Source organism: Serratia sp. CY33802 (genome assembly GCF_052169095.1).
Taxonomy (GTDB): Bacteria; Pseudomonadota; Gammaproteobacteria; order Enterobacterales; family Enterobacteriaceae; genus Serratia; species Serratia bockelmannii.
In genome coordinates this window covers 123,062-147,424 of the sequence record NZ_JBJNLL010000001.1, presented here as the reverse complement: position 1 = coordinate 147,424, position 24,363 = coordinate 123,062, and the positions used below count along the sequence as shown (strand labels likewise).

Below are 24,363 nucleotides of genomic sequence, written 5' to 3'. Positions count from 1 at the left end.
CCCTAATCACAGACTGGAAACTTTTCCGGCCACTGAAAGGTAAATGAAAGGTTGTTGTTTTAACAATCCTGCAACCGCGCTCTGCGGGATTCACAACCAGAACAATACCGAGGGCAAGCCACAATGAAAAAAATAATGACCCGTACCTTTACCGCCGCCGCACTGTTGCTGGCAGCCTCTCAGGCCTTTGCCGTGGAAGCGCCCAAACGCACCGAATGTATTGCGCCGGCCAAGCCCGGCGGCGGCTTCGATCTGACCTGCAAGCTGATTCAGGTGTCGTTGCAGGACACCAAGGCCATCGATAAACCGATGCGCGTCACCTATATGCCCGGCGGCGTCGGCGCGGTGGCCTACAACGCCATCGTCGCGCAGCGACCGGCGGAGTTCGGCACCGTGGTGGCCTTCTCCGGCGGCTCGCTGCTCAATCTGGCCCAGGGCAAGTTCGGCCGCTACAACGTGGACGACGTGAAATGGCTGGCGGCGGTCGGAACTGACTACGGCATGATCGCGGTGCGCGCCGACTCGCCTTACAAGACTCTGAAAGACCTGATGGACGCCTTCCAAAAAGATCCCAACAGCGTGGTGTTCGGCGCCGGCGCCTCCATCGGCAGCCAGGACTGGATGAAAACTGCGCTGCTGGCGCGCGAAGTCGGCGTGGATCCGCGCAAGATGCGCTACGTGGCGTTCGAAGGCGGCGGTGAGCCGGTCACCGCGCTGTTGGGCAATCATATTCAGGCAGTTTCCGGTGATCTGAGCGAGATGGTGCCTTACCTGCAGGGCGACAAAATCCGCGTGCTGGCGGTGTATGCCGAGCAACGTTTGCCTGGCCAGTTGGCCGACATTCCGACCGCCAAAGAACAGGGGTACAGCCTGGTGTGGCCGATCATTCGCGGCTTCTACGTCGGGCCGAAAGTCAGCGATGAAGAGTATCAGTGGTGGATCGACACCTTCCAGAAAATGATGGCGACCGATGAATTCAAGCAGCAACGCGATCTGCGCGGCCTGTTCGAATTCAACATGACCGGCAAAGAGCTGGACGCCTACGTGAAGAATCAGGTTGCCCAATACCGTGAGCAGGCGAAAGTGTTCGGCCTGGCCAAATAACCGCAGGGGAAAACCATGAGCGATCGTATTTTTGCCTGCTTTTGGCTGCTGCTGTGTATCGGCGGGCTGTTCATCGGCTGGGGCATTCAAAGCGAATACAGCTATGAACCGCTGGGGCCGCGCCCTTTCCCGCTGGCGATCCTCAGCCTGATGGCGCTGTGCGCGGCCCTGTTGTTGCTGCGCCGCCCACAGGCGGTGGACTGGCCGCACCACAAGGTGCTGCAGCGGCTGCTGGTGCTGGTGATCACCCTGGTGCTGTATGCCTGGGGCTTTGAATGGCTGGGCTTTCCGCTGGCGACCGCGCTGCTGACGTTCAGCATCGGCCTGTTGTTTCAGGCCAGCCTGCCGGCGGCGGCCCTCTCCGGCGTCGTCATGGGCGCAGCGCTGTACTACGCCTTTGACCAACTTCTCGATGTCACACTGCCGCTCGGCATCTGGCTGAGCTAACGGGAGCGATGATGGATACCTGGATGTATTTGACCCAAGGGTTCGAAGTGGCGCTGGTGCCGCAGAACCTGATTATCGCCCTGATCGGCTGCTTCGTCGGCACCATCGTCGGCCTGCTGCCGGGCCTCGGGCCGATCAACGGCGTGGCGATCCTGCTGCCGCTGGCATTTGCCCTCAAGCTGCCGGCCGAATCGGCGCTAATCCTGCTGGCGACGGTGTATATCGGCTGCGAGTACGGCGGCCGCATCTCGTCGATTCTGCTCAACGTGCCGGGCGACGCGGCGGCGATCATGACCGCGCTGGACGGCTACCCGATGGCGCAGCAGGGGCGCGCCGGCGTGGCGCTGTCCATCTCGGCGGTCAGTTCGTTCGTCGGATCGATGATCGCCATCGGCGGCATCATCCTGTTCGCGCCGCTGCTGGCCCGCTGGTCGCTGGCCTTCGGCCCGGCAGAGTATTTCGCCCTGATGGTGTTCGCCATCGCCTGCCTCGGCAGCATGATGAGCCAGAACCCGCTGAAATCGCTGCTGGCGGCGCTGATCGGCCTGGGGCTGGCGACGGTGGGCGTCGACGCCAACACCGGCGTTTACCGCTTTACCTTCGACAGCGTGCACCTCTCCGACGGCGTGCAGTTTATCGTGGTGGTGATCGGCCTGTTCTCGGTCAGCGAAATCCTGCTGATGCTGGAAAGCACCAGCGCCGGGCAAAAGCTGGTGCGTAAAACCGGCCGGTTGCTGTTCAACCGCAAAGAGGCGGCGCAGTGCGCCGGCCCGACCCTGCGCTCGTCGGTGATCGGTTTCTTCGTCGGCATTCTGCCGGGCGCCGGCGCCACCATCGCCAGCGCGTTGACCTACATGACCGAGAAGAAAATCAGCGGTAACAGCGACACCTTCGGCAAGGGCGACATCCGCGGCGTAGCGGCGCCGGAAGCGGCCAACAACGCCTCGGCCTGCGGCTCATTCATTCCGATGCTGACGCTGGGGGTGCCGGGTTCCGGCACCACGGCGGTGATGATGGGGGCGCTGACGCTGTACAACATCACCCCCGGCCCGGCGATGTTCACCGAACAGCCGGATATCGTCTGGGGGCTGATCGCCGCACTGCTGATCGCTAACGTCATTCTGCTGATCATGAACCTGCCGCTGGTCGGCCTGTTCACCCGCATGCTGACCATTCCGCTGTGGTTCCTGGTGCCGGCGATCGCCGCAGTTTCCGCGGTGGGGGTTTATGCGGTGCACAGCACCACCTTCGATCTGCTGTTGATGGTGGGGTTGGGCGTGTTCGGCTATATCCTGCGGAAAATGCACTTCCCGATGTCGCCGCTGATTCTGGGCTTTGTTCTGGGTGAGATGCTGGAGCAGAACCTGCGCCGCGCGCTGTCGATCAGCAACGGCGAATTCGGCATCCTGTGGAGCAGCAGCATCGCGCAAACGCTGCTGGTGCTGGCGGTCGCGGTACTGGCGCTGCCGCCGCTGCTGCGCCTGATGCGTAAACGCCGCCAACCGGCGGCCGAGGCCAAGGCCGAGTAATGCGAAACGGGCGGTGTTATGATCTCTGATGCCGATCGTTTGAGAGAGCTTGAATAAGCCGACCAGAGAAAAAATCCAGAGCCAGACTTTTGACTCTGGATTTTTCATGTCTAAACACGCAAAAACTTTTGTTGTCCGCGATTGATCCATTACAGATGTCCGTTACCTTTTTGATACCGTTTTTTAACCTGATAACGGCTATCAATTTTTGCCACTACATTTGGCCCCTCCTCCTCCCCCCACACACACTCTACGTGACCCTTTTATATCGTTATTGACGGAGAGAGTGAAGAAAGTAACCTGAGCTATTACATTGTCATTAATTATACTTTTTATTTAATCATAAAAATAAAAACCCAGACTAAATCAACCAGCTAATTCGAGAACCCAAATTATTGCTGTTCACTCAGACACATGATAATGTGATGCCGATATTCTCTATAAATCCACCAAAACATGGGCGGCATTATAGATGACAATCAATAGGGAAGATAAATATAAAATCAGGAGTTATAATGTTTAGAATATTTATTTTTTGCTGCACATTTTTATTATCTCAACAAGCTATAGCTGGCGCATATATGCTTCCCGTATCTTTTGTTAACCTAACGGTTGTTCAATCGTTGGTTGCGTGGGATGAGAACCCTTCCGATCTCAATCCTTGTTATGGATGGTCGTCTTGTTTTATTGGCCCTGATGTCAAATACAGTACCCGAAATCCTGGGCTACATGGCTCATGTATAGACTCTAAAAATTGTCTTCGAATTGAAAAATATAGAACCGCAAAAGAAATAGAGATCGCCTGGAAAAACTCCTTTGGCATTCCATGGACCTCGCGACCCTACCTGGTGAACGGTAGGGATGCCAGTTGCGTTGGGCTTTTTTATGTACATACGCCATCACTAGCCGGGGGGGCGTTTTTATGGCCTAATTCTGTTTGCGGCAAATTGCCTCCCCAAAACCAATCTTGTGATGTGAATCTCCCTCCTGTGATAGATTTTGGTACGCTTTCGCAGGACGAGATTTCCGGGATGGAGAGAACGATTTATGGAACAATCGGATGCACTCAGTCAGGCACGGTAAAAATATATGCCCAATCTACATTAGGCGATGGAAATATTTATTTCAGAAACACCAAAAATTTTTATTCGACGCTTTTTTTAGATGGAAATTCCGCATGGACAGGCGTGGATTATTCTTTGACTGGCGGCCAACAGAAAAATATCAATCTAAAAGCAAAACTGACAGCCAATAATACCGTAGACCCAGGACCTTTCTCAGGCAATGCTATTATATACATTGCATTTCTATAATGCAGTTATACGGCTGCCGTGGAGCGAGGATTAACAGTCGGAGAGTTTCTGGTACACTTGGCCCGATTATCTCAGTCACACTCGGACGGGGTCATTACCCCGTCCTTTTCATTTAATAACGCTTAATGTTGCATATCGCCCGCTCTACGGCCGCAATATCATTGTCGACCAGCAAAGGCTGTACCACCGCAAAGTCCGCCTCGGACAAGTCATAGAGGCGCAACGCAAGCAACCGCGCGATGATTTCCGGCGCGAATCGCCAACGGATAAACCTCGCCGGGTTACCGCCGACGATGGCATAAGGCTCAACATCGCCGGCCACCACGCTGCCAGCGGCGACGATCGCCCCTTCGCCTATCGATACCCCTGGCATCAACATCGCCCGCATGCCAATCCAGCAACCGTCCCCCAGCCGGGTGTCGCCTTTGGGGCGGTACGCCCGTTTGATGGTTTCCATAAAGGGGTACAGGCTCAACCAGTCGATACGGTGGGTGTGATTGCCCCCCATCAGGATCACCGCTTCGGCCGCGATGCACACATAATCGCCGATCAGCAAGCGATCTATGTCACCCAGCGGCTGCCATTGCCGGCTGACCGCGTCGCCGTGCAGATAGCGCACTACCGAGCGTTCGAAGCCGTTATCCCAACAGTCGCTGTAGTAGCTGTGGGTGCCTTTGACGATGATATTCGGGTTGGTCACCGTCTGATGCAGCAGCTCGGTTTTAGACCAGTGTTTTTCGGACATGGCGTATTCTCTTGTTACGGGAATAAAAGCCACGGAACGGAATGTCTGTGGCCGTGTTGTCGTTCACTCAACACGGCCATTCAAGCGATAAGCGCTCGTTTCAATCTCGGGTTATTCATCATTACCGCCTCTCTTGCGAGGCGTAATGGTAGCCGATCACGCCTCGGCGGTCTTGCTTTTCAACAGCAGCACTCCGCCCATCACCAGCGAGCTGCCCAGCAGCTGCAGCTGATTCATGTTTTCCCCCAGCAGGAAATAGGCGATCACCGCGGTGAAAACCAGCTCCAACGACAGGATCAGGTTGGCTACGGCCAGCGGCAGCGTTTTCAGGCTGATGTTATACAACCCGAAGCCCAACAGCGTCGGCCCGGCGGCCAGCGCCAGCAGCAACAGCCAGCCGCTCCACTGAATGCCCTGCGCGCCGTGCGACAGGAACCACAGAGAGCCGGCCATGCCGTGGAACGCCGCCAGCGGGAACGCCGTCAGCGCCGCGTTGAACACCAGCTGATACAGTGCCGAAAAACCGAAAACGTACAAAATGGTGTTCCACACCGGATAGCCCCGTTCGCTGGCCACCCGCCCGCCGAGGGTATACAGGGTATAGCCGATGCCCGACAGCATCCCCACCAGCAGCCCCAACAAGTCGAAGTGCTGGTTGCCCATGCTGTCGCCGTTGCTGACCAGGAAACAACCGCCCAGGCTGATGGCGATCACCAGCAGTTGGCGCAGCGTCAGGCGTTCGCTGTACATCACCCAGCCGAGGAACACGGTAAAGCCCACCGAGCAGTAGGTCAGAATGGTCGCCACCGATGCGCCGTTCAGCGCCACCGACAGCGTCCACAGGCTGTTGAACAGCGCCAGCAGCAGCCCGTAAAGCGCGTAGAACAATACCTGTTCACGGCGCAGGCGCGCCCACTGCGGTTTCACCACCAACAGCAGCGGCAACAGCACCAGCGCCACCAGCGCCGCGCGCCAGAACGCCAGCACGAAAGTCGGCAGGTGATAGTACTCGGTCAGCGCGCGAATGATGATGGCGGTAAAGGCCAGCAGCATGGCGCTGATAATGGCGATGACGTAACCCTGGCGGCTGCCCTGAAAGAGACGCGCGCTGGGCAGCAAAGGCCGGGCGGAAACGCCTGACGGTAATGACATGAGATCCTCGGAGAAATGGCGACATAAATACTCAGGCACAGAGTGTAACTCGGCCATTTTTTCTCACTATAGCCACTTTACGGCGTTGTCATGCAGGCCACTTTTCTGCGCTTGAAGCCCCGTTGACATGGGTTATAGTAAAAATCTCTCTCCCTAACCGGGCCAATTTCGCATGCACATTCCGTTAGATCGCGAGCAGGACGTTCCGCTCTATTTACAGATCGAAGAAGCGCTGCGGCGCGCCATCCTCACCGGCGTGTTCGTCGATGGCGACAAGCTGCCCTCGACGCGCACGCTGGCGGCCGAGCTGGCGGTCAGCCGTTTAACGGTGGATAACGCCTACGCCGAGCTGGCGGCCAAGGGCTTTTTGCATCAGCGGCGCGGCAGCGGCGCCTATGTTGCGCACCCGCAGGCGCAAACGCGCCCAGCCCGGCCGAGCAGCGATACCCCCTTCCCGCTGGAGAGCTTCACCACCCTCACCTCGCGGCTGGACGGCTATGCCGACGCCCCGCTGCCCGAGGGGCTGATCAACTTCGCCGCCGGCGTCGGCAGCCCTAAGGTGTTTCCGCTGGAGGCGTTTCGCAAAGTGCTGCTGTCGGTGCTCAGCCGCCATGCGGAAGAAGCCTTCAGCTACGGGGAGTACTGCGGCTACTACCCGCTGCGCGATACGCTGAGCCGCATCCTCAGCGCACAGGGTATCCCCACGCAGGCGGAACAGGTGCTGATCACCAACGGCTCGCAGCACGCCATCAGTCTGGTGGTGCAAAGCCTGCTGGCGCCGGGCGATACGGTGATCGTCGAAGAGCCGACCTACGCCGAAGCGCTGGGCCTGCTGCGCCAGCACCGCATCAATATCGTCACCGTGCCCGGCGATCGCCACGGCATGCTGGTCGAACGATTGCCCGAGTTGCTGGAACGCCACCGCCCTAAACTGATCTACACCATCCCCAATTTCCACAACCCGACCGGCCGCTGCCTGAGCGAGGTGCGTCGGCGACGCCTACTGGCGATCGCCCAACAGGCCGGCGTGGTGATCCTGGAGGACGATTTCGTCGGCGATCTGCGTTACCAGGGCAAGCAGCTGCCGTCGCTGCGCGCGCTGGCGCAGCCGGGCGCGGTGATCTACGTCAGCACTTTCTCCAAGATGCTGCTGCCCAGCATGCGCATCGGCTATCTGGTGGCGGACAGCGAACACTATCAGCGTTTCGCCAGGCTGAAACACGTCGACAGCTTCACCAGCTCCAGTCTGATCCAGCGGGCACTGGACGCGTTCGTCACCGTCGGCCGTTACGACAAGCAGCTGCGGCGCGCCGGGCGCGTCTACCGCCGCCATCTGGAAGTGATGATCGACGCGTTGCAACGGCGGTTGCCGCCGGGGTGCCGTTTCGAAACGCCGCAAGGCGGCTTGTTTATCTGGCTGACGCTGCCCGCGACGGTAACCACCACCGAACTGATGCCGGTGGCCTGGCGACACGGCGTCACTTTCGCGCGCGGCGAATGCTTTTATGCCCAGGAACAGCTGGGCGCGCACAGTCTGCGGCTAAACTTTGCCGCCAACTCGCCGCCGCAGATTGAAGAAGGTATCGCCCGGCTAGGCCGGGCGATTGAGGAAGTGATAACAGAGAAAAACGCCGGTTAGACGGCGGCCCACCACAGCCGCAGCTTCATCCCCCAGTAACTGGTCCAGCCGGTGGTGCTCTGCACCACTTTGCCCTGCGAGATCACCACGAAGGTCGGCGTCACACCAATCTGCCACTGCGCCGACAGCGTACCGGCCGGATCGTTGACCACCGGCAGCGCCAGCCGTTTGCGTGCCAGCCACTGTTTCACCTGGGTATCGTCGCCCGAGCGCAGCGCGACGGTCAGCACGTTGCCGCCCGTCGCCTGCAAACGGGCGACGTCCGGCGTGGTGAAACGGCAGACGCCGCACCAACTGGCCCAGAAGTAAACCAGCAGCGGCCGTTCATGGCTGAGCTGCGCCAACGATACGCGATCACCGTCCAACGTGGTCAGCGTCTGGGCATCGAAGGCCGGCGGCGCCTGCGGCGCGTTCAGCCAATCCATTACCGTGACCACCGCCAGTACGATCAGCGCCAGCAGCAGCAACTCGCGCCCCCAGCGCTTGAGCTTAGCCATGGTTGGCCTTCGCCAGCTGCTGCTTCACCATCGTTTCCAGCTCTTCATAGGACACCGCCCCCGGCAGCATCCGATCGCCGATCAGCGTCGCCGGCGTCCCTTGTACGCCCAATTGTTCCGCCAATTCCATATTGGTGCGCAGCGTGGTCATGCTTTGTTCGCTCGGAGCCACCGCCTTGACGCCGGTTTTCTCCTGCGCGGCGGCGATGCTGGCCTTGTCGTGGAAGCCCTTTTTCGCCATCAGCCGCTGGTGCAAAGCCCAGAATTGATCCGGATGCTGCTGCCAGGTGGTGAGCGCCACGCGCGCCGAGCTGACCGAGCTTTCGCCCTTGAACGGCAATAGCTTCACCACCAGCGCCACATCCGGGTATTGCTTGACGATCTTCTCCAGCATCGGATCAAACCGCTTGCAGTACGGGCAGTTATAGTCGGTAAAGGTCACCAGCGTCAGTTTGGCGTTGGCGGCGCCCAGGCGCGGGCTGGCCGGATCCTGATACAGCGTTTTGGCATTCTGCTTGATAGCCTGGCTGATTTGCTGGCCTGCGGTCTGCTGCTGCCAGGCGTCCACCGCCTGCGCCAGAATGTCCGGGTTGGACACCAGCGTTTCGCGGATCATCTCTTTAATGCGCGCCTCTTGCGCCGGGGTGAAAGGCTCGGCGGCCCACGCCGGGGCGGCGATGATCATCAGTAAAATCAGTAGCTTTTTCATTGTTCGGTTCCTTTGGCATGGGAGAGCGTTTGCAGCACGGCGTCACGGGTCAACAGCGGGGATAACACCTCGCCGTCCGGGCTGCCGGGGCCATAGATTTGGTTGAAAGGCACGGCGACGCTGCCGCGCTTTTGCAGGAAGGCGCTGATGTCGGCCGACGGGCGGCTCCAGTCGCCGCGCAGCGCGACCACATCGTCGGCGCTCAGCGCGCGCTGTACGTCATCGCGCAGCAGCACATTGAATTTGTTGGCTTTACAGGTCACGCACCAGTCGGCGGTCACGTCGACGAACACCCGCTTATGCTGGGCCAGCGCCTCGGCAATCGCCTGTTCGCTCAGCGGTTGCCACTGCACCCGATCCTGCAACGGTTGGCGCCACAGGCCGGCGGTCAGCGAGCCGGCCAACAAGGCCACGCCAGCCAGCACCAACGTGCCCGCCGCCAGCTTGGCCGCTAACCGTGCTCCCTGCTGACGCCATACTGCCAGCAGCAACGCCAGCAGCGCCAGCGCCCCCAGCCACAGCGTGGCCTGCACGCCGATATGATTGCTCAGCAGGCTCAGCAGCCACAGCGACGACGCCAGCATCAACAACCCCATCGCCAGCTTGACGGTATTCATCCAGTGGCCGGGGCGCGGCAAGCGCAGCGCCAGCGAAGGCCAGGCGGCAATCAGCAGCCACGGCAGGCTCATGCCGATGCCGAGTGCGATGAACATGCCCCACAGCACCGGCAGCGACGCCGCCAGCGCGAAGGCCACCGCCGTGCCGAGAAACGGCGCCGAGCACGGCGTCGCCAGTAGCGTAGCGAACGCGCCCTGCCAGAAATGGCCGCTCAGACCGTGCCCGTTATGGGTGGCCAGTGAGGTATTCAGATCGGATGAGAGGCGCAGATGGAACAGGCCAAACAGGTTGGCGCTGAACAGCAGCGTCACCAGCACCATAAAGCCGATAAACCACGGATTCTGGAACTGAATGCCCCAGCCAAGCGCGTGGTTGCCGAGTCTCAGCAGCGTCATCAGCAAGGCCAACGCCATAAACGAGGCGACGATACCCAGCGACGACGCCAGGAACTGCAAACGAACGCTGCGCCGATCGCGATGCTCCACCTGCAGGATAGAACCGAGCTTGATGCCCAGCACTGGCAGCACGCACGGCATCAGGTTGAGGATTAACCCACCCGCCAGCGCCATCAATACCGCTTGCCATAACGGGAACGCCGCACCGGCAGGCGCGGCCAGCGGATCGCCAATCGGCAGCGTAATCTGCTGCGCCATGCCGCCGTCGTCAATCACCAACGTCAGCGTTTTGCCGCGCAGATCCGGCGCCGCATCGCCCCAACCGTCGCTGACCGGCACTCGCGCCAACAGCTGAGCACCGTCGGTCTCGACCTGCGGCTTGCCGAGATCGGCATCCGCTAGCGTATCGAAGAACAGCGCGGGTTGCTGCCAACCGGCGGCACGTTCGGCGGAAATCTGCAGCTCGCCGCTGCGGTAACCGGCCTTGACGCTTTCCGCCAACCCAGCGGCGATCGGCACCTGCCCCATCGCCTGCGCGAAATCGTGGTTAAACAGCGGATCGTTCGGCGTAGTCAGATCCAGGCTGAACGGGTAGTCGGTCAGAATGCAGACATTGCTGCAAGTGGACAGCGTCAGGGTGCCCGCCAGCGGGCCGGACACCTGGCCTGGCATCACGATCGGCAGCGTGACCCGATCGTGATAGCCCTGGGTGGAAATGCCGGCCACCTCGAAACGCTGCGGCGTCGGCCAGTGCCAGGTTGCGGGCGGCGGGTTGCCCTGCCAGACGATAGCCGGCGCGATGCCGCCTTCGCCTGGAGAGCGCCAGTAGGTTTTCCAGCCTTTTTGCAGCTCGACCGACAGCAGCAGACGGGTCTCTCCCGGCTGTGACGTGTCGGCGCGCAGCCGCACCTTGGCATGATCGTTGGCCGGATTTTGCAGCCAGCCGCTGTCCGCCGCCTGCAAGGCGGGCAGCCACAGCATAAACAGGCAAGCGCAGGCCAGCCTGATAATTTTCAACATGTTAATTCTCCATAAATGATTAATTCACCGCGAAAAACGGGCGATTAACTCATTCACGGAAGACGCATAATCGAAGGTGCACCCTGAGGGTGGGCGGAGAAATGGCGCGAGGAGGAGGAATGCGCAGACGCGCGGCAATGGTCGGCGCCAACAGAGCCAGCAGCAGACCCAGCCCGAACAGCACGGTTTCGAACATTACCGGCGGCGCAGCCAGCAATGATTTGGCGCTCAGTTCACAGGGCGTCGGCTGCGCTTCGGCGGCGGCATCGCTGGACTGAACGGCGGTAGCGGCCGGGATCCCCAGCGTTTGCTGCAGCGCATGCAGGCCCGCCATGCGCTGGGTCATGCACGTCAGCACCACCAGGCAAGCCAGGCATAAAAACCATTTTGCAATCCGCTGCCGTTTAACCATGCCATCCTCATGTTCAGATCTGGGGTTATCTTAGCGGCGCAGACGCGATTAGCAACGTTTTGTCGGTAAAGAAATGTCTGAGCGGCGGTATTGATGGCGGCGAATTACAGGTATCATAGAGGGTAAGCCTGCGCTTTTCGCCGGGTACGATGACGATTCTCTCCTCCAGGCACACTGCGGGGATACACAGCGAAGGACTGGTGATATGCAACCTTTGAGTGGGCCGGGCACCCCAATCGCCGGCGAGCGCCCCCCTTCCCCGGGCAAAGCGGCGGCCACTGACGATCAACCCCTCTCTCCGGCGCAGCGCACGACGCTGGAAAAACTGATCGTGAAAATCATGACGCTCAGCCCGGCAAAGTCGGCGGAGATCTGGGCGTCTCTGCGTCACGATCTTGGCGCCGACAACGGCGGCGAACTGCTGGCGCGCCATTTTCAACCGGCGGAACAGCTGCTGCAAACGCGCCTGACGCAGGCGCAGCAAAACCACGCCGGGCGCCAGCTGTTGCAACAGCTGGCCGAATTACTGCCCCTGGGCAACAACCGCCAGGCGGTCAGCGACTTTATTCGCCAGCAGTTCGGCCATACGGTGCTGAGCCAGTTGAGCCCGCCGCAGCTGCAGCAAGTGCTGAATCTGTTGCAGACCGGCGGCCTGACCATTCCCCAGCCGCAGCAAACCGCCACCAGCGATCGCCCGCTGCTGCCCGCAGAGCATCAAAGCCTGCAGCAGCAGATCACCAAACTCAGTGCCGCCACCGGCGAAGCGCCGGCTAAAATCTGGCAAACGCTGTTCGATCTGGCGGGTGTGAAAACCAACGATCCGCTGCCGGCGCGCCACTTCCAGCTGCTGAACCAGTTTTTACAGGTGAAAGTGGCGCTCAGCCCGCAGAGCGCACCGACGCTGAACAACCTGCTGGCGGCGCTCAAACAGCCGGCGGACGAGCAAGAACTGCAGCAGATGAACGACTATTGCCAGGCGCGCTTCAACTGCGGCGCCAATGCGCCGCTGACGCACCCGCAAATGAGCGACGCCATTCATCAACTGTTTGCCCGCCGTCTGGAGAAGGCCGGCCAGGCGCAGCCGATCGCCAGCCACCCTGTCGAGCCACAGCCGCTGCTCAACCCGCTGATCGCCGCCCTGCCTCTGCCACTGCAAAAAGCGCTCAGCAAGCCGGCCGTGGCGCTGATCCTGCTGCTGTTGGTGCTGGCCGTGGTGCTGGCGCTGGTATTTTAACGCCTCAGGCGCAGCCGCAGTCCGCAACAGCCGCCCGATCGCGCAGCGATCCCGGCTGTTCGCCGATGGCCAACGGATGGCCGTCGCGCAGCCAGAAATCCAGCCCGCCAATCAACTCCTTCACCCTGAACCCCAACGTCGCCAGCTTGTAGGCGCCTTTGGTGGAACCGTTGCAGCCAATGCCGTCGCAGTAGGTCACATACACCTTTTGGCGATCCAGGTGCGCCGTGCCGGCTTCATCCATCAGGCGATGCGGCAAGCTGAACGCGCCGGGGATATGCCCGGCGGCGTACAGCGCCTCCGCACGGGTATCGATCACCACCATCCCGTCCACGCCATTGCGCAAATCTTCCGCCACGTCCCAGGCATCCGCATAGCGGCTCAGTTTAGCCGCCAGATAGGCCTGGCTCTCTTCCGGCGCTGCCGGTGGAAAGGCCAGCACCAAGGATTCTTTCGACATATCACTCACTCCCGTTGATCAAGACAGATGACAATAGTGCCCGATTTTGGTCTTATGATTGATACCCATTTTTTACTCATGATAAGACCCATTATGCGGCACACGCTGATCACGCTGTTTCAGCAATCGCCCCAGGCCATCGGCACGCTGCGCGAACGTCTGTGTGCGGCATTGCGGCAGGCCATCCACCACGGCGCATTGAGCGTTGGGCAACGGCTGCCCTCCAGCCGAGTGCTGGCTGGGGATCTGAACCTCTCAAGGGTGACCGTCGAAGCAGCGTACGGCCAGTTGGAGGCGGAAGGGTATTTGCAGCGCCGCGTCGGCCAGGGCACATTTGTGGCTATCCGCATCGCCAAATCGCCGCCGCCGGCGACCCTCACCGCCATGCCGCGCCTTTCGCTGCGCGGCCAACAGATCGTGCAAACCGGCGGCTGCCGCGATCCGCAGCATCCTCAAGCCTTCGCTGCCGGCTCGCCGGACCTGCGCGCGTTTCCGCTGGCCCTGTGGAAGCAGCTGACCGCTCAACGCCTGCGCCTGCAGGGAGAAAGCCTGCTGCGCTACGGCGACCCTCAGGGCTATCTGCCGCTGCGCGAAGCCATTGCCGCCCACGTCAACCAAACGCGCGGCGTAGTCTGCGATGCGAGCCAGGTTATCGTGCTGACCAGTTCGCAGCAGGCGCTGCAAATGATCGCCACCTTACTGTTGGACAGCGGCGACAGCGTCTGGATGGAAGAGCCGGGTTACGCCGGGGCGAGAAACGCCTTTATCAGCGCCGGCGCCGCGCTGACGCCGGTGGCCGTAGACGGCGACGGCCTGCAAGCAGAACCTTCCTTGCCCGATCCGCGTTTGATTTATCTGACGCCCTCGCACCAATACCCGACCGGCGCGGCGCTCAGCCTGGCGCGCCGCTTGGCGTTGCTGGCGCTGGCGGAGCGGCAACAGGCCTGGATCATTGAGGACGATTACGACAGCGAATTTCACTACGACGGGCTGCCGATTCCGGCGATGCAAGGCTTGGATCGCCATGGCCGGGTGCTCTATCTCGGCACCTTCTCCAAATCGTTGTTCCCTTCGCTGCGGCTGGCGTACCTGATCGTGCCACCCGCGCTGGTCGCTCCCTTCGTCACCGCGCGCACGGTCTATGACGGCCACAGCGCGCAATTGATGCAGGCGGTGACCGCCGAGTTCATCCGCCAGGGGCACTTCGCCGCGCATATTCGCTATATGCGCCAGCTCTACCACAGCCGGCGCGATGTGCTGCTGACGGAAGTACGCGAAAAACTCGGCCACTTCGCCACACCCGCCCCTGCCGCCGGCGGTCTGCAGCTCAGCGTTTGGCTGCAGCCCGGCCGGGAGGCGGCACTCAGCCAACAGGCGCGGCGGCTCGGCGTCCTTACGCCCGGGTTAACGGCGCAATACCAAACGGTTCAGGCCCAGCGCGATGGCTGGCTGCTGGGTTTTTCGGCCCTGACGCCGGGCGAGATCCGCAGCGCCGTCGAGCGGCTGGCGCGGATCGCCGCGGCTTAGCCCTGCCCCGGAGAGACGCCGGCCGGCTTATTGCTCGGTCAGGCGCATCTCCGCCACCAGCGGCAGGTGGTCGCTCACCGCCGGCCAGTGCACGCCGTTCCAATCACCGCTGGCGTTCGGCACCGTCAGGCTGTCCAGATGCCAACGCTGCGCATTGCCGCTAAAGATGTAATCCACCTTGATCTCGGCGTTTTCCGCCGGCCAGCTGCGACCGTCCTGCCCGTTGGGCATGATGTCGTTCCAATAGCGGCTCAGCTCCAGCCAGGTGACGCTGCCCGGCACGTCGTTCATGTCGCCGAACAGCAGTTTGATGCCGCGCACTTCGATAGTGCGATCGTTCAGCTCCCGCACCTGATCCAGACGCATCGTCGGATCTTCCTTGGTATCGAGATGGGTGTTGAACAGGGTGATCGGCGTCGGGAACTCCGGCACGTCAACTTTGGCGCTGAAGGCGATGCGCTGCTCGCGCTGGCCGGACGGCAACGGATAGATTACGGCATCGTGCAGCGGATACTTCGAGAGAAACGCCAGGCCGTATTCACCGCCGTCGAAATCGATCGCCCGGCCGAACACCGCCTGCATGCCGGTCAGCTTCGCCAGTTCCGCCGCCTGATCGACCCGCCCGCTGCGGGCGGTGAGTTTATCCACCTCCTGCAGCGCCACCACGTCGACGTTCATCGCGCGAATCGCCTTGGCGATGGCGGTCATGTCGCTGACCTTGCCGGCGGCGATATTGAAGCTGGCGACGCGGATCTTCGGCGCCTGCTCCAGCTCGTAGGTTTTGTTCTTCAGGCCGCCCAACGCGCTGGCCACTTCGCGGCTGTTGGCGTTGCTGTTGGCGTGCCCGGTATCGGCAGACGACCAGGCGCTGTGAGAGATGCCCAGGGACAGTAAAGTGATAAGCAGAGCGTGACCGGTATGCATGAATTCTCCTTGAGGGACAGATAAGTGTTATGTGGGCGCTTCCCGGCCCACAGCTAACACCGATTTTGCCGCAGAAACCTGCGACTATTTCCTAGTTGCACCGCTATTTTTCGTTTCTGCGCGATGCTTCGCATTCTGGCGGTTTACGCATTGCGCCGTTGGACAAACGGCTGATTTCGTTTTAAAACCGGTAGATTGCCAACCGCGAGGAATTCCGATGACCAGCTCGATTGCCGAACAGCTTACCGAACGTTTCTTCCGCTACCTGGCGGTCACCAGCCAGAGCAACGCCGCCGCAACCGCCCTGCCCAGCACGCCGGGGCAGCATGAGATGGCGCAACTGTTGGCGGACGAGCTGCACCGGCTCGGCCTGGCCGACGTGCAGATCGACGAGCACGCTACCGTCACCGCCCGCAAGCCCGGCACCCAGCCCGGCGCGCCGCGCATCGGCTTCATCACGCATATCGACACCGTGGACGTCGGCCTGTCGCCCGAGATTCGCCCGCAGCGCCTGCGCTTCACCGGCGAGGATTTATGCCTGAACGCCGAGCAAGACATCTGGCTGCGGGTCGCCGAGCATCCGGAGATCCTGCCCTACCGCAACGAAGAGATCCTGTTCAGCGACGGCACCAGCGTGCTGGGCGCCGACAATAAGGCGGCGGTCACCGTGGTGATGACGCTGCTGGCCAACCTGACCGCGGCCGATCGCCACGGCGATATCGTGGTGGCGTTCGTACCGGACGAAGAAATCGGCCTGCGCGGCGCCAAGGCGCTGGATCTGCAGCGTTTCCCCGTCGATTTCGCCTACACCATCGACTGCTGCGAACTGGGTGAAGTGGTGTACGAGAATTTCAACGCGGCAGCGGCGGAGATCCGCATCGAGGGGGTGACCGCCCACCCGATGTCGGCGAAAAACGTATTAATCAACCCGATACGCATCGCCAACGACATCATTAACCGATTCGATGTACTGGATACCCCGGAGCACACCGAAGGGCGCGAGGGCTATTTCTGGTTCACCGATCTGGCCGCCAACGCCAATCAGGCGACGCTGAAGGTGTCGATTCGCGACTTCGATCGCGCGGCGTTCGAGGCGCGCAAGGCCCGCCTTGAGGAGACGGTGCGCCAGGTGGCGGCCAACTATCCGCGCGCCAACGTTAGCTGCAACGTCAGCGACATCTACAGCAACATCAGCAATGCCATCGGCGAAGATCGACGCGCTATCGATCTGATCTTCGGCGCCCTTGCCGCCCACGGCATCCCGCCGAAGGTGATCCCAATGCGCGGCGGCACCGACGGCGCGGCGCTCTCCAGCCGCGGTATCCTGACGCCCAATTACTTCACCGGCGCGCATAACTTCCACTCGCGCTTCGAGTTTTTACCCGTCAGCGCCTTCGTGAAATCCTATCAGGTGACCCGCAGCATTTGCCTGCTGGCCGCGCGGCAAAGCGGCCAACCGGCTTAGCTCATCACCCAGCCGAGCAACGCGGCCCATACCAACAGCGGCAGCGAATAATAGTGGAAGCGCAACCAGATCTTGCGCTCCCCCGCCATGCGCAGCGCAATCAGGTTGGCGAGCGATCCGATCGCCAACCCGAAGCCGCCGGCGTTGACCGCATAGGCCAGTTGAGCGCTGGAGGGCACATAGTTGAGCAACAGTATGGTGGCCGGCACGTTGCTGACGATCTGCGACAGCCCGACGCCCAACGCATACACGCTCCCCTCGTTCAGCCCGGCGATGGCGGCGAACGCCGGCTGAAGCGGCGGCAAGCGGGTAAACAGGCCGACATCGATGAACATGGCGGCGAACACGAAAATCAGACTCCAGTCGATCTGCAACAGCACTCGGCGCGCCAGCAGCAAGAAACCGGCGAACACCGCCAGCAGCCCGTACAACGGCAGATCGAAATCGAGACACAGCAGGAAAACTGCATACAGCCCTACACAGCTCAGCAACAGCGGCCGCTGGTAGGGATACCCCTCGGTATTCGGCGTTTTCACGATGTCGCGCGCCGGGAAGCTGAACCAGGTCAGCGCCAGCAGGCTCAACATCATTGCGGCGCCAAACGGCGCCATCTGGCCGATGAAACCGAGGAAAGAGAGGCCGGAGCGGCTCCACAGCAGGATATTTTGCGGGTTGCCGATCGGCGTCAGCAACGAACCGGCGTTCACCGCCAGCGCCTGGAAGATGATCAAGCGGCCAACCGGCAGCGCCGACAGCTTTTTCAGCGTGATGGTGAGCGGAATGACGATAAACAGCGCCACGTCGTTGGTAAGAAACGACGACAGCAGCGCGGCGGAAAACACCAGGAACAGCGCTAGCCGTCGTTCGCTGTGCAAGCGGTTGATAATCTTGCGGCCGACAAAATCGAAGTAGCCGCTAATCTCAACGCCTTTGGTCAGCAGCATCAGCCCCAGCAGGGTGATGAGGGTACGGCCGTCGATAAAGCCGCCCAACGCCGCCAATGGCTGCGGATGAAAGACGAACATCGCCACGCCGGCCAGCAGCAATACATGCAAGAAGCGATCTTTGACAAAGGGATGGATAAGCCGGGAAATGGCGGTTGCACTCATGGTGGCAGCTTGAAACCTCAGCGAAAAGCATGAGCGAGACGTTAGCTCAGGCGCAGCCGCAACGCCAGCAAAATGCTATTTTACCTTTATCCGCTTTCCATTTGCCGCGCTTTACTTTATTTGTAGCGGCTTTCTCGTTTTCAAAGGACATGTTATGGCTTCCCTGTTCGCCAAAGGGGCGTTGCTCAGCGCCTTATGCGCCCTGCTCGCCGCCTGCGACGATGCCGCCTCTCGCCCGCAAATCGATATCGACGGCAAGACCATGGGCACCTTCTACAGCGTTAAGGTCAGCGGTGACGTCGCGATCGGCAAACAAGAGTTGCAGCGGCAGATCGACACGGTGCTCGAACGGGCCAACGACGATATCTCTACCTACCGCGTCGATTCGGTGCTGTCGCGGTTTAACCGCAGCGCCAACCTCGAGCCGCAGCCTATCCCGCGCGGCATGGCGGACATCGTGTTGATGGCCCAGCGTATCGGCCGCGATACCGGCGGCGCCATGGACATCACCGTCGGCCCGCTGGTGAACCTGTGGGGGTTCGGCCCAGACAAGCATCCGGTCAAGGTGCCGGAACAGGCGCAGATCGACGCGGCGAAGCAGAACATCGGCCTGCAACACCTGAAGCTGATCAGCGACAGTCGCGGGGAGTGGCTGCAAAAAGATCTGCCGGGCATGTATGTCGATCTCTCGACGCTGGGCGAAGGCTATGGCGCGGATGAGTTGGTGCGCCTGATGAACCGTCACGGCATTACCAACTACCTGGTATCGGTCGGTGGCGCGGTCTCTTCACGCGGCGTCAACGGCCAGGGCAAACCCTGGCGGGTAGCGATCCAAAAGCCGACCGATCGTGAAAATGCGGTGCAGGCGCTGGTGGATCTGCACGGTTACGGCATCAGCACCGCCGGCAGCTACCGCAACTACTTTGAACAAAACGGCCAGCGCTACTCCCATGTCATCGATCCGACCACCGGCAGGCCGATCAACCACCGGCTGGTTTCCGCCACGGTGATCGCCCCCACTGCGCTCGAGGCCGACGGCTGGGATACCGGCTTGATGGTGCTGGGCCCGGAGAAAGCGTTGCAGCTCGCCGAAGAGAAAGGGCTGGCGGTCTACCTGATCAGCAAAACCGACGACGGTTTCAGCGCCGTGATGACGCCGCAGTTCAAAGCGTTTTTGGTGCAGTGAGATAAAAAAAGCCCGGCGCGCCATGGCCGGGCTTATTCCTGTTCCGCGCCGATCACTTGGTCAGCGCGATGATACCGAGGGTCAGACCGGCAACCGCCGCCGCGCCGCCGGCGATCGCGCCCGCGGTTTCCCAGTTATCCTGAGTGGTGCCCTTCATACAGGTGTTGGTGTGCACCAGACGCCCCTGGTCATCGTAGACCGGCACGCAGGGAGAATCGGTGGCGCATCCGGCCAACACGGCCGACAGTAACCCAACCGCAATTAACTTTTTCATACTTCTTGCCTCAATGTTCGATCACTTTAGAAAGCTACGCCGAGCGATAATCACGCTACCTGGCTATTGTATGCTCAACGCGTGTAATGGCGAGGTAATGATGTGTCAGGGGATGTGATTTGGGAAAACTCCGAGCGCTCGCCCGGCGGGCTTTGAGCAGTAAAAAGCCCGCGAAAACGCGGGCTTGATAGCGAAGTGACGCGCCGGCGGAATTATTTCGCCAGTTTGCGCATCACCAGGGTGGCGTTGGTGCCGCCGAAACCGAAGCTGTTGGACATCACGGTGGTCAGCTCGCGCTGAGTCGGCTGGGTCACGATGTTCATGCCGGCCGCCTGCTCATCCAGCGTTTCGATGTTAATGCTCGGCGCGATAAAGCCGTGCTCCAGCATCAGCAGGCTGTAAATCGCTTCCTGCACGCCCGCGGCGCCCAGCGAGTGACCGGTCATCGCCTTGGTGGAGGAGATGGCCGGGGTATTGTCACCGAACACTTCACGAATAGCGCCCAGCTCTTTCACATCGCCTACCGGCGTAGAGGTGCCGTGCACGTTGATGTAGTCGATCGGCGCATCCAGATCCTGCATCGCCATTTTCATGCAGCGCACTGCGCCTTCGCCCGAAGGGGCAACCATGTCGGCACCGTCGGAAGTCGCGCCGTAGCCAACGATTTCTGCATAGATGTGCGCACCGCGCGCCAGCGCGTGCTCCAGTTCTTCAACCACCACCATGCCGCCGCCGCCGGCGATGACGAAACCGTCACGATCGGCGTCGTAGGTGCGGGAGGCTTTTTCCGGCGTGTCGTTGTATTTGGTGGACAGCGCGCCCATCGCGTCGAACTCGCAGGCCATTTCCCAGCACAGCTCTTCACCGCCGCCGGCGAACACGATGTCCTGTTTGCCCAACTGAATTTGCTCAACCGCGTTGCCGATGCAGTGCGCGGAGGTCGCGCAAGCGGAGCTGATGGAGTAGTTTACGCCATGGATTTTGAACGGCGTTGCCAGGCAGGCGGAAACGCCGGAAGCCATGGCTTTGGTCACCACGTACGGGCCAACCGCTTTCAGGCCGCGCGGGCTGCGCATCGCATCGGCGCCGAACACCTGGAAGCGCGGAGAACCGCCGCCGGAACCGGCAATCAGGCCTACGCGCGGATTGTTTTGATACTCTTCTTCCTTCAGGCCGGAAGACGCGATCGCTTCTTGCATCGCCAGGAAGGCATAAATGGAAGCATCGCTCATGAAACGCACTGCCTTGCGGTCGATCAGGCCGGTCGTGTCGAGCTTAACTTGCCCCCATACGTGACTACGCATGCCGGAATCTTTCAGCTCCTGGGAGAAAGTGATCCCAGAACGTCCTTCCTGCAGGCTTGCCAGGACCTCCTGCTGGTTATTACCAATGCTGGAGACAACTCCCAGGCCAGTAATCACTGCACGTTTCATTCAATACCTCTTCCACTATTTACCTACGGGATTTTGCATCGCACTTTAGCGTACAGATGTAAGCCGAACAAGTCCGATCAGCGTTTTTCAGCTTTATTGTTGTCCAGTTTGCGCCGGGGCGCCAGCGCCGTTAGAATTCGCGGCATCCCTTGAATTTCGAGCCATTGACCGTGAACCACGCCCCCATCCAAACCGCAACGCTAACCTGGAACGAACAGGGTACACCTGTTTCGAAACAGTTTGATGACGTCTATTTTTCCAATCAGGATGGGCTGGAAGAAACCCGCTACGTCTTCCTGCACGGCAATCGGCTGCCGCAACGTTTCGCCACCCACCCGCGTCCGTTGTTGGTGGTGGCGGAAACCGGGTTCGGCACCGGGCTCAATTTCCTCACGCTGTGGCAGGCCTTCGCCGGCTTCCGCCAGGCCGAGCCGGACGCCGCGCTGCAACGCCTGCACTTTATCAGCTTCGAAAAATTCCCCCTGCAGCAGGCTGACCTGGCGGCGGCGCATGCGCGCTGGCCGGAGCTGGCGCCTTATGCCGACGAGCTGCGCGCCCAATGGCCGCTGCCGCTACCGGGCTGCCATCGTCTGTTGCTGGCCGAAGGCCGCATTACGCTCGATCTGTGGTTCGGCGACGTCAACGACCTGCTGCCGCAGTTTGACGCCAGCATGAATAACCAGGTGGATGCCTGGTTCCTCGACGGTTTCGCGCCGGCAAAAAATCCCGACATGTGGACCGAGCAACTGTTCGCCACCATGGCGCGTTTCGCCCGGCCGGGAGGCAGCTTCGCCACCTTTACCGCCGCCGGCTTTGTGCGCCGCGGCTTGCAACAGGCCGGTTTTCAGGTCAACCGCTGCAAAGGCTTCGGCCAAAAGCGTGAGATGCTCGCCGGCGAGCTCCCGGCCGATGCGCAGCCCGCCGCACATCCGGCGCCCTGGTATCGGCGCCCGGCGGCGGACAACACCGCCGACATCGCCCTGATCGGCGGCGGCGTCGCCAGCGCGCTCACCGCGCTGGCCTTGCTGCGGCGCGGTGCCACCGTCACGCTGTACTGCGCCGATGAGCAGGCGGCGGAGGGGGCATCCGGCAATCGCCAGGGGGCGATTTATCCGTTGCTGAACGGCAGCGGCGACGCGCTGGAGAGCTTCTTCAGCGCCGCGTTTCCCTTCGCCCGCCGCCAGTACGACGCGCTGTTGCAACAAGGCGTCGCCTTTGATCATCAGTGGTGCGGCGTCAGCCAGTTGGCCTATGACGACAAGAGCGGCGCCAAGATCGCCAATATGCTGAAAACCGACTGGCCGCAGGCCTTGGCGATGGCGGCCGACCGCGAGACGCTCAGCGGACTGTGCGGCGTCGATACCGGCTTTGGCGGCATCACCTACCCCCAAGGCGGTTGGCTCTGTCCGGCCGAGCTGACGCGCGGCGCTCTCGCGCTGGCGCAGCGCCAGGGCTTGGTCTGCCACTACCGGCACGATGCACAGAGGCTGACGCAGGAAGAAAACGGCTGGCGCATCGACTTCGCCCACGGCGAAAGCCGCAGCCATGCGACGGTGATCCTGGCCAATGGCCATCGGCTGGCCGAACTGGCGCCGACGGAAGCCCTGCCGCTGTATTCGGTACGCGGACAGGTATCGCATATCCCAAGCTCGCCGGCCCTCGGTCAATTGAAACAGGTCTTGTGTTACGACGGCTACCTGACGCCGGTTAATGCCAACAACGGCCACCACTGCATTGGCGCCAGCTACCAGCGCGGCGACATCACCACCGACTACCGCGAGCAGGAGCAACAGGAAAACCGTGAACGCCTGCTGCGCTGCCTGCAGGAGCAGGCCTGGCCGCAGCAGGTGGACGTCAGCGCTCATCAGGCGCGCTGCGGCGTGCGCAGCGCCACCCGCGATCATTTACCGATGGTCGGCGCGCTGCCGGACTATCAGGCCACGTTGACGCAGTATCAGGATTTGCAGCGGCAGAACCAGCGCGGCGAAACCGTCGCCGATGCGCCGGTCTATCCCGGCCTGTTCGCTATCGGTGGGTTGGGATCGCGCGGGCTGTGTTCGGCGCCGCTGGCGGCGGAAATTCTGGCGGCGCAGCTGTTCGGTGAACCGTTACCGGGCGACGCGCGCCTGCTGGCGGCGTTGAATCCGAATCGAATGTGGGTGCGAAAGTTACTGAAAGGACGTGCGGTTTAATTCATGGATGAGGGGCGCGGCGACGCGCCCCGGCATGGCGGTCAGGCGGCTGGGGTGGCAGCCTGATAGAGGTTTTCCCACATGCCGCGCACCAAAATCTGATCCGGCGGCGAGAGTTCCCCAGCGGCGATCGCCTTGTGCAGGCTCTCTTCCACCCGCGCTTTCAGCGCTTCGGCAGTATGCTCGCCCTGTTCTTCCGCTTCGGCCACCGCCAGCGTCAGATGACCGCGCAGGTAGCCACCGGCAAACAGTTCATCATCGTTGGCGTGCTCTACCATGTCATCAATCAGCGCCAAAATGCGCGCTTCAAATTCTGCGATCATCAAATTTCCTCATTAAATAACGGGCTGTGGCGTCAGTTGAGATCTTCCGGATACGGAAAATGCTCGGCCGCCAGCGGTGGCGTATTGTAGAACGATTGCAACGCCTGAATAAAGCGCGCAGGCCGTGTGGGTATTCCCTGCTCCAGTAGCATCAATACCCGGGCGCGCACCTTGCGCTGGAACGCGATGCGATCCGGCTCGCAGTCGCCGTTCAGGTTGTCGCAGCTGACGTTGAACGGGAAACCGGCCGCCACGCAGAACATCCATTCCAGCGCCTGCGGTTTGATCTCCACCGCTTCGAATTCACTCTGGGTTTGCGCGTCGCGCCCGTCCGGGCAATACCAGTAACCGAAGTCCACCAGTTGGCGGCGCGCTTCACCGGCGATGCACCAGTGCGAGATTTCATGCAGGCCGCTGGCGTAGAAGCCGTGGGCGAACACGATGCGGTGATACGGCAATTCGTCGTCGGCCGGCAGGTAGATAGGTTCGTCGTCGCCCTTCACCAGGCGGGTGTTGTAGTCATCGCTGAAGCACCGATTGAAGATCTCGATCAACTGCTCATAGTGATGGCGGGTCTGCTTGTCTGACATAAAAACTCTATAACCACAAAAATAAAGAGGCCATTATACCCGATAAGACAGGGCGCGTAAGCAACG

23 protein-coding genes are annotated in these 24,363 nt (G+C 61.1%); 10 read left to right on the top strand and 13 right to left on the bottom strand.

The genetic code is table 11. The annotated features are described in order from the left end of the window. Positions 1 to 123: 123 nt before the first annotated feature. From ACJ8HA_RS00760 to ACJ8HA_RS00745, 4 genes are all read left to right on the top strand, one after another. On the top strand, positions 124 to 1,104 hold the full coding sequence (locus ACJ8HA_RS00760) for a Bug family tripartite tricarboxylate transporter substrate binding protein (protein ID WP_025303700.1): 981 nt from the start codon (positions 124 to 126) through the stop codon (positions 1,102 to 1,104). Positions 1,105 to 1,119: 15 nt separating this feature from the next. Then, a complete protein-coding gene (locus ACJ8HA_RS00755) occupies positions 1,120 to 1,551 on the top strand; it encodes a tripartite tricarboxylate transporter TctB family protein (RefSeq protein ID WP_313244478.1) in 432 nt (143 codons plus the stop codon). A gap of 11 nt (positions 1,552 to 1,562) precedes the next feature. Beyond that, complete coding sequence (locus tag ACJ8HA_RS00750) at positions 1,563 to 3,080, top strand: tripartite tricarboxylate transporter permease (protein WP_016926872.1); 1,518 nt, start codon at positions 1,563 to 1,565, stop codon at positions 3,078 to 3,080. A gap of 515 nt (positions 3,081 to 3,595) precedes the next feature. Next, on the top strand, positions 3,596 to 4,393 hold the full coding sequence (locus tag ACJ8HA_RS00745; protein WP_127146845.1) for an MrpH family fimbial adhesin: 798 nt from the start codon (positions 3,596 to 3,598) through the stop codon (positions 4,391 to 4,393). Between the two features lie 112 nt (positions 4,394 to 4,505). On the opposite strand, the gene ACJ8HA_RS00740 is transcribed toward ACJ8HA_RS00745, so the two are convergent. Both ACJ8HA_RS00740 and ACJ8HA_RS00735 read right to left on the bottom strand, forming a co-directional pair. Then, the gene (locus ACJ8HA_RS00740; protein WP_025303702.1) at positions 4,506 to 5,138 is read right to left on the bottom strand and encodes a CatB-related O-acetyltransferase; all 633 of its coding nucleotides are present in this window, start codon (positions 5,136 to 5,138) and stop codon (positions 4,506 to 4,508) included. 156 nt (positions 5,139 to 5,294) lie between these two features. Continuing rightward, the gene (locus ACJ8HA_RS00735) at positions 5,295 to 6,290 is read right to left on the bottom strand and encodes a DMT family transporter (protein WP_089196120.1); all 996 of its coding nucleotides are present in this window, start codon (positions 6,288 to 6,290) and stop codon (positions 5,295 to 5,297) included. A 172-nt stretch (positions 6,291 to 6,462) separates the two neighbouring features. On the opposite strand from ACJ8HA_RS00735, the gene pdxR (ACJ8HA_RS00730) reads away from it, so the two are divergent. Then, positions 6,463 to 7,929, top strand: a complete 1,467-nt coding sequence (pdxR, locus tag ACJ8HA_RS00730; protein ID WP_148123621.1) for a MocR-like pyridoxine biosynthesis transcription factor PdxR — start codon at positions 6,463 to 6,465, stop codon at positions 7,927 to 7,929. Here pdxR (ACJ8HA_RS00730) and ACJ8HA_RS00725 read toward each other — a convergent pair. From ACJ8HA_RS00725 to ACJ8HA_RS00710, 4 genes are read right to left on the bottom strand one after another with little or no spacing between them, the layout of a single operon-like run. After that, a complete protein-coding gene (locus tag ACJ8HA_RS00725; RefSeq protein ID WP_089196121.1) occupies positions 7,926 to 8,426 on the bottom strand; it encodes a protein disulfide oxidoreductase in 501 nt (166 codons plus the stop codon). The genes pdxR (ACJ8HA_RS00730) and ACJ8HA_RS00725 overlap by 4 nt on opposite strands. Beyond that, on the bottom strand, positions 8,419 to 9,135 hold the full coding sequence (locus ACJ8HA_RS00720; RefSeq protein WP_049294894.1) for a DsbA family protein: 717 nt from the start codon (positions 9,133 to 9,135) through the stop codon (positions 8,419 to 8,421). Before ACJ8HA_RS00720 ends, ACJ8HA_RS00725 begins: the two co-directional genes overlap by 8 nt. Then, on the bottom strand, positions 9,132 to 11,168 hold the full coding sequence (locus ACJ8HA_RS00715) for a protein-disulfide reductase DsbD family protein (RefSeq protein ID WP_043140150.1): 2,037 nt from the start codon (positions 11,166 to 11,168) through the stop codon (positions 9,132 to 9,134). Before ACJ8HA_RS00715 ends, ACJ8HA_RS00720 begins: the two co-directional genes overlap by 4 nt. Before the next feature lie 49 nt (positions 11,169 to 11,217). Further along, positions 11,218 to 11,580 (bottom strand): hypothetical protein, encoded by a 363-nt coding sequence (locus ACJ8HA_RS00710; RefSeq protein WP_033639760.1) that lies wholly within the window; start codon positions 11,578 to 11,580, stop codon positions 11,218 to 11,220. 205 nt (positions 11,581 to 11,785) lie between these two features. Here ACJ8HA_RS00710 and flk point away from each other — a divergent pair, with 205 nt between their 5' ends. Continuing rightward, positions 11,786 to 12,814 carry a flagella biosynthesis regulator Flk gene (gene flk / locus ACJ8HA_RS00705; RefSeq protein ID WP_049294895.1) on the top strand — a complete coding sequence of 343 codons (1,029 nt, stop codon included), beginning with the start codon at positions 11,786 to 11,788 and terminating at the stop codon, positions 12,812 to 12,814. Positions 12,815 to 12,818: 4 nt separating this feature from the next. On the opposite strand, the gene ACJ8HA_RS00700 is transcribed toward flk, so the two are convergent. Then, positions 12,819 to 13,274: a rhodanese-like domain-containing protein gene (locus ACJ8HA_RS00700; protein WP_089196124.1), complete on the bottom strand. Its 456-nt coding sequence runs from the start codon at positions 13,272 to 13,274 to the stop codon at positions 12,819 to 12,821. Between the two features lie 93 nt (positions 13,275 to 13,367). Here ACJ8HA_RS00700 and pdxR (ACJ8HA_RS00695) point away from each other — a divergent pair, with 93 nt between their 5' ends. Next, positions 13,368 to 14,801, top strand: coding sequence for a MocR-like pyridoxine biosynthesis transcription factor PdxR (gene pdxR, locus ACJ8HA_RS00695; protein ID WP_192839720.1), 1,434 nt, complete (start codon positions 13,368 to 13,370; stop codon positions 14,799 to 14,801). A gap of 27 nt (positions 14,802 to 14,828) precedes the next feature. Here pdxR (ACJ8HA_RS00695) and ACJ8HA_RS00690 read toward each other — a convergent pair whose 3' ends face one another. Next, positions 14,829 to 15,725, bottom strand: coding sequence for an endonuclease/exonuclease/phosphatase family protein (locus ACJ8HA_RS00690; protein WP_016926861.1), 897 nt, complete (start codon positions 15,723 to 15,725; stop codon positions 14,829 to 14,831). A 217-nt stretch (positions 15,726 to 15,942) separates the two neighbouring features. Here ACJ8HA_RS00690 and pepT point away from each other — a divergent pair, with 217 nt between their 5' ends. Then, positions 15,943 to 17,190, top strand: coding sequence for a peptidase T (gene pepT / locus ACJ8HA_RS00685; protein WP_049207355.1), 1,248 nt, complete (start codon positions 15,943 to 15,945; stop codon positions 17,188 to 17,190). Here the strand turns inward: pepT and ACJ8HA_RS00680 are convergent. After that, positions 17,187 to 18,299 carry an SLC13 family permease gene (locus ACJ8HA_RS00680; protein WP_049207356.1) on the bottom strand — a complete coding sequence of 371 codons (1,113 nt, stop codon included), beginning with the start codon at positions 18,297 to 18,299 and terminating at the stop codon, positions 17,187 to 17,189. The genes pepT and ACJ8HA_RS00680 overlap by 4 nt on opposite strands. 154 nt (positions 18,300 to 18,453) lie before the next feature. On the opposite strand from ACJ8HA_RS00680, the gene apbE reads away from it, so the two are divergent. Further along, positions 18,454 to 19,485: an FAD:protein FMN transferase ApbE gene (gene apbE, locus ACJ8HA_RS00675; protein ID WP_049207357.1), complete on the top strand. Its 1,032-nt coding sequence runs from the start codon at positions 18,454 to 18,456 to the stop codon at positions 19,483 to 19,485. Positions 19,486 to 19,537: 52 nt separating this feature from the next. On the opposite strand, the gene ACJ8HA_RS00670 is transcribed toward apbE, so the two are convergent. Both ACJ8HA_RS00670 and fabB read right to left on the bottom strand, forming a co-directional pair. Beyond that, entirely contained in the window at positions 19,538 to 19,759 is a 222-nt protein-coding gene (locus ACJ8HA_RS00670; protein WP_004936201.1) for a hypothetical protein, read from the bottom strand. Between the two features lie 212 nt (positions 19,760 to 19,971). After that, positions 19,972 to 21,192, bottom strand: coding sequence for a beta-ketoacyl-ACP synthase I (gene fabB / locus ACJ8HA_RS00665; protein ID WP_016926857.1), 1,221 nt, complete (start codon positions 21,190 to 21,192; stop codon positions 19,972 to 19,974). A gap of 170 nt (positions 21,193 to 21,362) precedes the next feature. Here fabB and mnmC point away from each other — a divergent pair, with 170 nt between their 5' ends. Further along, a complete protein-coding gene (gene mnmC, locus ACJ8HA_RS00660) occupies positions 21,363 to 23,384 on the top strand; it encodes a bifunctional tRNA (5-methylaminomethyl-2-thiouridine)(34)-methyltransferase MnmD/FAD-dependent 5-carboxymethylaminomethyl-2-thiouridine(34) oxidoreductase MnmC (protein ID WP_442515157.1) in 2,022 nt (673 codons plus the stop codon). 41 nt (positions 23,385 to 23,425) lie between these two features. Here mnmC and ACJ8HA_RS00655 read toward each other — a convergent pair whose 3' ends face one another. Together ACJ8HA_RS00655 and ACJ8HA_RS00650 are read right to left on the bottom strand one after the other, a co-directional pair. Further along, complete coding sequence (locus ACJ8HA_RS00655; RefSeq protein WP_164099840.1) at positions 23,426 to 23,707, bottom strand: YfcL family protein; 282 nt, start codon at positions 23,705 to 23,707, stop codon at positions 23,426 to 23,428. A 32-nt stretch (positions 23,708 to 23,739) separates the two neighbouring features. After that, a complete protein-coding gene (locus ACJ8HA_RS00650; RefSeq protein ID WP_025303717.1) occupies positions 23,740 to 24,297 on the bottom strand; it encodes an elongation factor P hydroxylase in 558 nt (185 codons plus the stop codon). Positions 24,298 to 24,363: the final 66 nt, after the last annotated feature.

Coding starts and splice junctions, on each gene's coding strand:
- ACJ8HA_RS00760 (WP_025303700.1), top strand. CDS start 124: ATGAAAAAAATAATGACCCGTACCTTTACCGCCGCCGCACTGTTGCTG.
- ACJ8HA_RS00755 (WP_313244478.1), top strand. CDS start 1,120: ATGAGCGATCGTATTTTTGCCTGCTTTTGGCTGCTGCTGTGTATCGGC.
- ACJ8HA_RS00750 (WP_016926872.1), top strand. CDS start 1,563: ATGGATACCTGGATGTATTTGACCCAAGGGTTCGAAGTGGCGCTGGTG.
- ACJ8HA_RS00745 (WP_127146845.1), top strand. CDS start 3,596: ATGTTTAGAATATTTATTTTTTGCTGCACATTTTTATTATCTCAACAA.
- ACJ8HA_RS00740 (WP_025303702.1), bottom strand. CDS start 5,138: ATGTCCGAAAAACACTGGTCTAAAACCGAGCTGCTGCATCAGACGGTG.
- ACJ8HA_RS00735 (WP_089196120.1), bottom strand. CDS start 6,290: ATGTCATTACCGTCAGGCGTTTCCGCCCGGCCTTTGCTGCCCAGCGCG.
- pdxR (WP_148123621.1), top strand. CDS start 6,463: ATGCACATTCCGTTAGATCGCGAGCAGGACGTTCCGCTCTATTTACAG.
- ACJ8HA_RS00725 (WP_089196121.1), bottom strand. CDS start 8,426: ATGGCTAAGCTCAAGCGCTGGGGGCGCGAGTTGCTGCTGCTGGCGCTG.
- ACJ8HA_RS00720 (WP_049294894.1), bottom strand. CDS start 9,135: ATGAAAAAGCTACTGATTTTACTGATGATCATCGCCGCCCCGGCGTGG.
- ACJ8HA_RS00715 (WP_043140150.1), bottom strand. CDS start 11,168: ATGTTGAAAATTATCAGGCTGGCCTGCGCTTGCCTGTTTATGCTGTGG.
- ACJ8HA_RS00710 (WP_033639760.1), bottom strand. CDS start 11,580: ATGGTTAAACGGCAGCGGATTGCAAAATGGTTTTTATGCCTGGCTTGC.
- flk (WP_049294895.1), top strand. CDS start 11,786: ATGCAACCTTTGAGTGGGCCGGGCACCCCAATCGCCGGCGAGCGCCCC.
- ACJ8HA_RS00700 (WP_089196124.1), bottom strand. CDS start 13,274: ATGTCGAAAGAATCCTTGGTGCTGGCCTTTCCACCGGCAGCGCCGGAA.
- pdxR (WP_192839720.1), top strand. CDS start 13,368: ATGCGGCACACGCTGATCACGCTGTTTCAGCAATCGCCCCAGGCCATC.
- ACJ8HA_RS00690 (WP_016926861.1), bottom strand. CDS start 15,725: ATGCATACCGGTCACGCTCTGCTTATCACTTTACTGTCCCTGGGCATC.
- pepT (WP_049207355.1), top strand. CDS start 15,943: ATGACCAGCTCGATTGCCGAACAGCTTACCGAACGTTTCTTCCGCTAC.
- ACJ8HA_RS00680 (WP_049207356.1), bottom strand. CDS start 18,299: ATGAGTGCAACCGCCATTTCCCGGCTTATCCATCCCTTTGTCAAAGAT.
- apbE (WP_049207357.1), top strand. CDS start 18,454: ATGGCTTCCCTGTTCGCCAAAGGGGCGTTGCTCAGCGCCTTATGCGCC.
- ACJ8HA_RS00670 (WP_004936201.1), bottom strand. CDS start 19,759: ATGAAAAAGTTAATTGCGGTTGGGTTACTGTCGGCCGTGTTGGCCGGA.
- fabB (WP_016926857.1), bottom strand. CDS start 21,192: ATGAAACGTGCAGTGATTACTGGCCTGGGAGTTGTCTCCAGCATTGGT.
- ACJ8HA_RS00655 (WP_164099840.1), bottom strand. CDS start 23,707: ATGATCGCAGAATTTGAAGCGCGCATTTTGGCGCTGATTGATGACATG.
- ACJ8HA_RS00650 (WP_025303717.1), bottom strand. CDS start 24,297: ATGTCAGACAAGCAGACCCGCCATCACTATGAGCAGTTGATCGAGATC.